The organism is Shigella sp. FC1661 (genome assembly GCF_001712525.1).
In the GTDB taxonomy this organism is placed as follows: domain Bacteria; phylum Pseudomonadota; class Gammaproteobacteria; order Enterobacterales; family Enterobacteriaceae; genus Escherichia; species Escherichia coli.
Window position 1 is genome coordinate 1 of the sequence record NZ_MDGW01000081.1, and the last position, 8487, is coordinate 8487.

At 50.6% G+C, this 8487-nt stretch carries 9 protein-coding genes and 2 pseudogenes; 5 read left to right on the forward strand and 6 right to left on the reverse strand.

Going from position 1 to position 8487, the window contains the following annotated elements; genetic code table 11:
- On the reverse strand, positions 1 to 159 hold a 159-nt coding region (locus tag BFF42_RS06040; RefSeq protein WP_032277379.1), incomplete at its 3' end, for an IS1 family transposase.
- 54 nt (positions 160 to 213) lie between these two features.
- Positions 214 to 630 (reverse strand): annotated as a pseudogene (gene yghX / locus BFF42_RS06045) (YghX family hydrolase); the annotation flags it as partial.
- A gap of 155 nt (positions 631 to 785) precedes the next feature.
- Between yghX and gpr the strand changes: the two are divergent.
- Positions 786 to 1826, forward strand: a complete 1041-nt coding sequence (gene gpr / locus BFF42_RS06050) for an L-glyceraldehyde 3-phosphate reductase (RefSeq protein ID WP_000262142.1) — start codon at positions 786 to 788, stop codon at positions 1824 to 1826.
- A 39-nt stretch (positions 1827 to 1865) separates the two neighbouring features.
- Here gpr and BFF42_RS06055 read toward each other — a convergent pair whose 3' ends face one another.
- On the reverse strand, positions 1866 to 2360 hold the full coding sequence (locus tag BFF42_RS06055) for a TIGR00645 family protein (RefSeq protein WP_000439331.1): 495 nt from the start codon (positions 2358 to 2360) through the stop codon (positions 1866 to 1868).
- A 190-nt stretch (positions 2361 to 2550) separates the two neighbouring features.
- Between BFF42_RS06055 and yghA the strand changes: the two genes are divergently transcribed.
- Positions 2551 to 3435, forward strand: a complete 885-nt coding sequence (gene yghA, locus BFF42_RS06060) for an NADP(+)-dependent aldehyde reductase (protein ID WP_000018760.1) — start codon at positions 2551 to 2553, stop codon at positions 3433 to 3435.
- A 158-nt stretch (positions 3436 to 3593) separates the two neighbouring features.
- On the opposite strand, the gene exbD is transcribed toward yghA, so the two are convergent.
- Together exbD and exbB are read right to left on the reverse strand one after the other, a co-directional pair.
- Entirely contained in the window at positions 3594 to 4019 is a 426-nt protein-coding gene (exbD, locus tag BFF42_RS06065; protein ID WP_001240712.1) for a TonB system transport protein ExbD, read from the reverse strand.
- 6 nt (positions 4020 to 4025) lie between these two features.
- Positions 4026 to 4760 carry a tol-pal system-associated acyl-CoA thioesterase gene (exbB, locus tag BFF42_RS06070; RefSeq protein WP_000527839.1) on the reverse strand — a complete coding sequence of 245 codons (735 nt, stop codon included), beginning with the start codon at positions 4758 to 4760 and terminating at the stop codon, positions 4026 to 4028.
- Between the two features lie 251 nt (positions 4761 to 5011).
- On the opposite strand from exbB, the gene metC reads away from it, so the two are divergent.
- Both metC and yghB read left to right on the forward strand, forming a co-directional pair.
- Positions 5012 to 6199, forward strand: a complete 1188-nt coding sequence (gene metC / locus BFF42_RS06075; protein ID WP_012421639.1) for a cystathionine beta-lyase — start codon at positions 5012 to 5014, stop codon at positions 6197 to 6199.
- A 139-nt stretch (positions 6200 to 6338) separates the two neighbouring features.
- A complete protein-coding gene (yghB, locus tag BFF42_RS06080) occupies positions 6339 to 6998 on the forward strand; it encodes a DedA family general envelope maintenance protein YghB (RefSeq protein ID WP_039059567.1) in 660 nt (219 codons plus the stop codon).
- A gap of 39 nt (positions 6999 to 7037) precedes the next feature.
- Here yghB and yqhC read toward each other — a convergent pair whose 3' ends face one another.
- Positions 7038 to 7937 (reverse strand): DNA-binding transcriptional regulator YqhC, encoded by a 900-nt coding sequence (gene yqhC, locus BFF42_RS06085; protein ID WP_001298382.1) that lies wholly within the window; start codon positions 7935 to 7937, stop codon positions 7038 to 7040.
- Between the two features lie 193 nt (positions 7938 to 8130).
- On the opposite strand from yqhC, the pseudogene BFF42_RS06090 reads away from it, so the two are divergent.
- Positions 8131 to 8262, forward strand: a pseudogene (locus tag BFF42_RS06090) (NADH-dependent alcohol dehydrogenase); the annotation flags it as partial.
- Positions 8263 to 8487 lie beyond the last annotated feature (225 nt).

The following is an 8487-nucleotide window of genomic DNA, read 5'->3' on the forward strand; positions in this document are numbered from 1 at the left end:
GTGCGTACCGGGCTGAGAGGCGGTGTAAGTGAACTGTAGTTGCCATGTTTTACGGCAATGAGAGCAGAGATAGCGCTGATGTCCGGCAGTGCTTTTGCCGTTACGCACCACGCCTTCAGTAGCGGAGCAGGAAGGACATCTGATGGAAATGGAAGCCACGCAAGCACCTTAAAATCACCATCATACACTAAATCAGTAAGTTGGCAGCATTACCCCTCCAACGGAACTTAAGCCGTCAGGTGCCAGGGCGATATACCCCGCCTTCGTCACTCGCCGTGCCACATCTTCGATATACGGATTCAGTCCACGATTCTCATGCACCACCACCACGGCTGGCGTTTTGCCGCTCATTTTTGCGGGTTTCACCAGATAACCCCGTACCTCGCCGTGACCATTTGGCGAAGGATACGTGATGTACTCAGCAACAATCTCCGGGTCGGTAAACTCTACCTGAGTCGTCAGCGCATAATTTGGCTTGAGCAAATCAAACAACGCTAATGCCGTCATCCCGCCCACCGCATACTTCGCCGCAAGGTTGAGGAACTCACGTTTCGAAATTTTCCCGTGAGCGTAATAGTCGTAGTAATCCAACAACTCTTGTGGGAAATCTTTGGCGGTTAAACGCGGCATCGTTGCATTCCTCAACTGGTGTTTTTTAAGCAAAGCATAAGCGCGTGTTTTTGCCCAGTTTTTCGTCACTCTGTGAGCCAGACTACGGGATACGCGCTGGCGAATCGCTAAACTAGAAACATTGTTTCGAAATTGAACGGTGGAAAGGAGAGGTCATGGTCTGGTTAGCGAATCCCGAACGTTACGGGCAGATGCAGTACCGCTATTGCGGAAAAAGTGGTTTACGCCTGCCCGCGTTATCGCTCGGTTTATGGCACAATTTCGGTCACGTTAACGCGCTGGAATCACAGCGTGCAATCCTGCGTAAAGCGTTTGATTTAGGCATTACGCACTTTGATTTAGCCAACAATTACGGGCCGCCTCCAGGAAGCGCAGAAGAGAACTTTGGTCGCCTGCTGCGGGAGGATTTTGCCGCTTATCGCGATGAACTGATTATCTCTACCAAGGCTGGCTACGATATGTGGCCCGGCCCTTACGGCTCTGGCGGTTCACGTAAATACCTGCTCGCCAGCCTCGACCAAAGCCTGAAGCGTATGGGGCTTGAGTATGTCGATATCTTTTACTCTCATCGCGTCGATGAAAATACGCCGATGGAAGAAACCGCCTCTGCGCTGGCTCATGCGGTACAAAGCGGTAAGGCGCTGTATGCCGGGATCTCCTCTTACTCGCCAGAGCGGACGCAAAAAATGGTCGAGTTGCTGCACGAGTGGAAAATTCCGCTTTTAATTCATCAACCTTCGTACAATTTACTGAACCGCTGGGTGGATAAAAGCGGCCTGCTGGATACCCTGCAAAATAACGGCGTGGGCTGTATTGCCTTTACTCCTCTGGCTCAGGGATTGCTGACCGGAAAATATCTCAACGGCATACCGCAAGATTCACGGATGCATCGTGAAGGGAATAAAGTTCGTGGTCTGACGCCGAAAATGCTTACCGAAGCCAACCTCAACAGCCTGCGCTTATTGAATGAAATGGCACAGCAGCGTGGACAATCAATGGCGCAAATGGCGTTAAGCTGGTTGCTGAAAAATGATCGCGTGACGTCGGTATTGATTGGTGTCAGCCGCGCGGAGCAACTAGAGGAGAACGTGCAGGCGCTGAATAATCTGACATTTAGCACCGAGGAGCTGGCGCAGATTGATCAGCATATCGCCGATGGCGAGCTGAATCTGTGGCAGGCGTCTTCCGATAAATGACTTGTTAATAACGGGCGCGCGAACCGCGCCCGAATCAGATCAGTGATTATGACGAGTCAGTCGGTCAAGATAGCCCATCACAAATGCAGAGAGCACAAACGTCAGATGGATAATGACGTACCACATCAGTTTGTTATCCGGGACATTTTTCGCATCCATAAAGACGCGCAGTAAGTGAATGGAAGAAATTGCCACAATCGACGCTGCTACTTTGTTTTTCAGCGACGTTGCGTCCATTTTCCCCAGCCAGTTCAGCTTCTCTTTGTTCTCGGAGATATCCAGCTGCGAGACGAAATTCTCATAACCGGAAAACATCACCATCACCAGCAAACCGCCAACCAGCGTCATATCCACCAGCGACAGCAACACGAGGATCAAATCTGATTCCGCCATCGAGAAGATATTCGGCAGTACGTGAATAATCTCCTGGAAGAACTTCAGCGCCAGGGCAACTAACGCCAGCGAAAGGCCAAAGTACACGGGGGCAAGCAGCCAGCGAGAAGCATACATTGCATTTTCAAGAAAACGTTCCATACATTCCTGTCGTGTAGTTAAAACGGGCAACAGTATATCGCAATTGAGTAAACAGCACGCAACAGCAAATCAACATATACGTTAAACCTTTGTCGCATAATTCTGAGGTTTAGGGATCTTCCTGGTTCCCTTATCAACGCATCGAGAGCGTCTACCCTTAAAAGACGTTGAACCTGAAGGGAGAAAAACAATGTCTCATTTAAAAGACCCGACTACGCAGTATTACACTGGTGAATATCCCAAACAGAAACAACCGACGCCAGGCATCCAGGCGAAGATGACACCGGTACCGGATTGCGGCGAGAAAACCTATGTTGGTAGCGGTCGCCTGAAAGATCGTAAAGCACTGGTGACAGGGGGCGATTCCGGAATAGGTCGCGCTGCCGCCATCGCTTACGCGCGTGAAGGGGCTGACGTGGCGATCAGTTATCTTCCCGTGGAAGAAGAAGACGCTCAGGATGTGAAAAAGATCATTGAAGAATGCGGACGCAAAGCCGTTCTGCTGCCAGGCGATTTAAGCGATGAGAAATTCGCCCGTTCGCTGGTTCACGAAGCGCACAAGGCGTTAGGTGGGCTGGATATTATGGCGCTGGTCGCCGGGAAACAGGTTGCCATTCCGGATATTGCAGACCTCACCAGCGAACAGTTTCAAAAGACCTTTGCCATTAACGTTTTCGCGCTGTTCTGGCTAACCCAGGAAGCGATCCCCCTGCTACCGAAAGGTGCAAGTATCATCACCACTTCGTCAATCCAGGCATACCAGCCAAGTCCGCATTTACTGGACTATGCGGCTACGAAGGCGGCGATTCTGAACTACAGCCGTGGCCTGGCAAAACAGGTCGCGGAGAAAGGTATTCGGGTGAATATTGTCGCGCCAGGCCCTATCTGGACGGCACTGCAAATTTCCGGCGGACAAACGCAGGATAAGATCCCGCAGTTTGGTCAGCAAACGCCGATGAAGCGTGCGGGGCAACCGGCGGAACTGGCCCCTGTATATGTTTATCTGGCAAGTCAGGAGTCGAGCTACGTCACCGCAGAAGTGCACGGTGTGTGCGGCGGCGAGCATTTAGGTTAAAAAAATGCCCGGTTGTGAAAAGCAACCGGGCATCATTGTGAATTCACTCTTACCTGATGTGGCGAAAACGCCTTATCCGCCTACAAACGCATGAAGATTCAACATGTTGCAATAGATTTTGTAGGCCTGATGAGCGTAGCGCATCAGGCAATTCTACTTTACTTCGCTTTGGCGGTTTCTTCGCCGACCAGACCTATCTTCAGGTAACCCGCCTGATGCAGCGTATCCATTACCTTCATCAACGTCTCGTAATCGACGGTTTTATCCGCTCGGAAGAAGATGGTGGTGTCTTTCTTGCCTTCGGTTAACGCATTCAACGCCGTAATCATTGTTTCATCGGTGACCGGATCGTTACCGATAAACATCGAGTTGTCTGCCTTCACCGACAGATAAACCGGTTTTTCCGGGCGCGGCTGCGGCGTGCTGGTAGAAGCAGGCAAGTTCACCTTCACATCTACCGTCGCTAACGGTGCCGCCACCATAAAGATAATCAGCAGAACCAACATCACGTCGATAAACGGCGTCACGTTGATATCATGCATTTCGCCGTTATCGTCGAGGTTTTCGTTAAGATGCATTGCCATCGGATATTATCCTGCGCGTAATTTTTGTGCGACACGAACCGGATGCGCAGCGGCGCTGGCTTCCAGATCCAGGTCACGGCTTTGCAGCAACAATACCTGCGCTGCAACATCACCCAGCATCGCTTTAAAGCCGCCAATCTGGCGTGCAAATACGTTATAGATAACGACCGCAGGAATCGCTGCCACGAGGCCGATTGCCGTTGCTAACAGAGCTTCTGCGATACCCGGCGCAACGACTGCCAGGTTAGTGGTCTGCGTTTGCGCGATACCAATAAAGCTGTTCATGATGCCCCAGACCGTACCAAACAGACCAACGAACGGAGAAATCGCGCCGATGGTTGCCAGATAGCCGTTACCGCGGCCCATTTGACGACCCACTGCGGCGACCCGACGCTCCAGACGGAAGCTGGTACGTTCTTTAATACCTTCGTTATCGTCGCTGCCTTCTGACAGTTCCAGCTCATTCTGCGCTTCATTGAACAAATGCAGGCTTAAGCTTTTGCTACCAAAATCAGCGGCGATATCGTTGGCCTGGTTTAAGGAACGCGCTTCAGCCAGCAGTTGCTGCTCGCGCTTTAGGCGACGCTTCTGATTGAAGAACTCTACGCTCTTACTGAAGAAGATTGCCCAGGTGACTACGGAGGCCAAAATAAGCCCAATCATCACGCACTTAACGACAATATCGGCGTGCTGATACATACCCCAGACGGAAAGGTCCGTCTGCATTAAATTATTACCCACTGTGTATCTCCAGGACGCAAGTCACAAAATCTGCGCATAATAATATCAAAACGACGTCGAATTGATAGTCGTTCTCATTACTATTTGCATACTGCCGTACCTTTGCTTTCTTTTCCTTGCGTTTACGCAGTAAAAAAGTCACCAGCACGCCATTTGCGAAAATTTTCTGCTTTATGCCAATTCTTCAGGATGCGCCCGCGAATATTCATGCTAGTTTAGACATCCAGACGTATAAAAACAGGAATCCCGACATGGCGGACAAAAAGCTTGATACTCAACTGGTGAATGCAGGACGCAGCAAAAAATACACTCTTGGCGCGGTAAATAGCGTGATTCAGCGCGCTTCTTCGCTGGTATTTGAGAGTATGGAAGCCAAAAAGCACGCGACGCGCAATCGCGCCAATGGCGAGTTGTTCTATGGACGGCGCGGAACGTTAACCCATTTTTCCTTACAACAAGCGATGTGTGAACTGGAAGGTGGCGCAGGCTGCGCGCTATTTCCCTGCGGGGCGGCAGCGGTTGCTAATTCGATTCTTGCTTTTGTCGAACAGGGCGATCATGTGTTGATGACCAACACTGCCTATGAACCGAGTCAGGATTTCTGTAGCAAAATCCTCAGCAAACTGGGCGTAACGACATCGTGGTTTGATCCGCTGATTGGTGCCGATATCGTTAAGCATCTGCAGCCAAACACTAAAATCGTGTTTCTGGAATCGCCAGGCTCCATCACCATGGAAGTCCACGACGTTCCGGCGATTGTTGCCGCCGTACGCAGTGTGGTGCCGGATGCCATCATTATGATCGACAACACCTGGGCAGCCGGTGTGCTGTTTAAGGCGCTGGATTTTGGCATCGATGTTTCTATTCAAGCCGCCACCAAATATCTGGTTGGGCATTCAGATGCGATGATTGGCACTGCCGTGTGCAATGCCCGTTGCTGGGAGCAGCTACGGGAAAACGCCTATCTGATGGGCCAGATGGTCGATGCCGATACCGCCTATATAACCAGCCGTGGCCTGCGCACATTAGGTGTGCGTTTGCGTCAACATCATGAAAGCAGTCTGAAAGTGGCTGAATGGCTGGCAGAACATCCGCAAGTAGCGCGAGTTAACCACCCTGCTCTGCCTGGCAGTAAAGGACACGAATTCTGGAAACGAGACTTTACAGGTAGCAGCGGGCTGTTTTCCTTTGTGCTTAAGAAAAAACTCAGTAATGAAGAGCTGGCGAACTATCTGGATAACTTCAGTTTATTCAGCATGGCCTACTCGTGGGGCGGGTATGAATCGTTGATCCTGGCGAATCAACCAGAACATATCGCCGCCATTCGCCCACAAGGCGAGATCGATTTTAGCGGGACCTTGACTCGCCTGCATATTGGTCTGGAAGATGTCGACGATCTGATTGCCGATCTGGACGCCGGTTTTGCGCGAATTGTATAACATTGCCACTTTTGGACAATTTTGCAGACATTTAATTGTGAAAAGTCTTAAATTGTTGCGTCCGGGATCAAGGCGTCCCGGACGAATCAGGAGTACAATAGGCAGATAAAGGCTTAAACGCTGTTCCACAGGAAAGTCCATGGCTGTTATTCAAGATATCATCGCTGCGCTCTGGCAACACGACTTTGCCGCGCTGGCGGATCCTCATATTGTTAGCGTTGTTTACTTTGTCATGTTTGCCACGCTGTTTTTAGAAAACGGCCTGCTGCCCGCCTCATTTTTGCCAGGCGACAGCTTGTTGATACTGGCAGGCGCATTGATTGCCCAGGGGGTTATGGATTTTCTGCCTACGATTGCGATTCTGACCGCCGCAGCAAGTCTGGGCTGCTGGCTAAGTTATATTCAGGGGCGCTGGTTAGGGAATACCAAAACGGTGAAAGGCTGGCTGGCACAGCTTCCTGCTCAATATCACCAGCGCGCCACCTGCATGTTTGACCGCCACGGTCTGCTGGCGCTGCTGGCTGGACGTTTTCTTGCATTTGTCCGTACGCTGCTGCCAACCATGGCGGGAATTTCCGGTCTGCCAAACCGCCGCTTCCAGTTTTTCAACTGGTTAAGTGGATTGCTGTGGGTCAGCGTGGTAACCAGTTTTGGCTATGCCTTAAGTATGATTCCGTTCGTTAAACGCCATGAAGATCAGGTAATGACGTTCCTGATGATCCTGCCAATTGCCTTGTTAACCGCTGGCTTGTTAGGCATGCTGTTTGTGGTGATTAAAAAAAAATACTGTAACGCCTGACGATTTTCCCCGTTCCCGGCTGCTGTACCGGGAACGTATTTAATTCCCCTGCATCGCCCGCATTCTTGCCGCATCTTCCCCCGGCGTCACACCGAAGTAACGTTTAAACTCACGGCTAAATTGCGATGCGCTTTCATAGCCGACGCGCATCGCTGCTGCGCTGGCCTTCATGCCGTCATGGATGATCATCATCCGCGCCTTATGCAGACGGTAATTCTTCAAATACTGCAACGGCGAGGTGCTGGTGACAGACTTAAAATTATGGTGGAACGCCGATACGCTCATGTTGGCTTCTGCCGCCAGTTGCTCGACGCTCAGGTTTTCGGTGTATTTATTCTCAATCCGTTTCAGCACGCGGCTAATCAGACTGAAGTGAGTCTGGCGACTGACCAGCGCCAGTAACGCGCCGCCGCAAGGTCCGGTCAGCACGTAGTACAGAATTTCGCGGATGATCTGTTTGCCGAGAATACGCGCATCCAGTGGTCGCTCCATCACGTCGAGTAACCGCTCCGCCGCGCATAAAATCTCTTCTGATAACGTGGCGGAGTTAATCCCGCTGGCTGCCATCGACGGCTGGAAATGCTCATCTTCGCCAATGTCCATCAACAGTTCCTGTAACTGCAAAATATCGACATTGAGACGCAACCCTGCCAGCGGCACCTCTGACGTGGCATAGGTTTCGCACTCAAACGGCAACGGCACCGTCAGCAGCAGGTATTCATTGGCATCATAACGAAACACGCGTTCATTGATATAACCGATTTTATGCCCGGAAAAGAGAATTATGATGCCAGGCTCGTACATCACCGGTGTACGTGCGAAAGGCGTCTCGCCATACAACAAACGCACATCGGGCAACAGTTCTGACAAACTATTTTCTTTATTTTTCAGTTTATTAACTTTATCCGCCAGCAAGCGGCAAATCTCTTCACGTTTCATATCGCGTAATTTCTTAGGAATAATGCGGCAATTTGATTGTGCGCAATTTTGTAGCATTTCTCCAGCACTCTGGAGAAATAGGCAAGACATTGGCAGAAATGAGCATTGAGAGCCAGGGCGCTGGCGATCACAATGAAAAACATCAGGCAGATCGTTCTCTGCCCTCATATTGGCCCAGCAAAGGGAGCAAGTAATGAACAACTTTAATCTGCACACCCCAACCCGCATTCTGTTTGGTAAAGGCGCAATCGCTGGTTTACGCGAACAAATTCCTCACGATGCTCGCGTATTGATTACCTACGGTGGCGGCAGCGTGAAAAAAACGTAAGCGTACAGCCTGAACCGTCTGGTCAGAATCTGACGAATTAGACAAAGTGGTGTCCACCAAATAAGTAGTGGGAACCAAAGTGTCAGATATGCAGAAAAATGTGAATCCCGGCAGGCGAAAAGGCTGCCCTAATTATCCTCCCGAATTTAAACAGCAGCTCGTTGCTGCCTCCTGTGAACCCGGGATATCCATCTCAAAACTTGCTCTTGAAAATGGCATTAA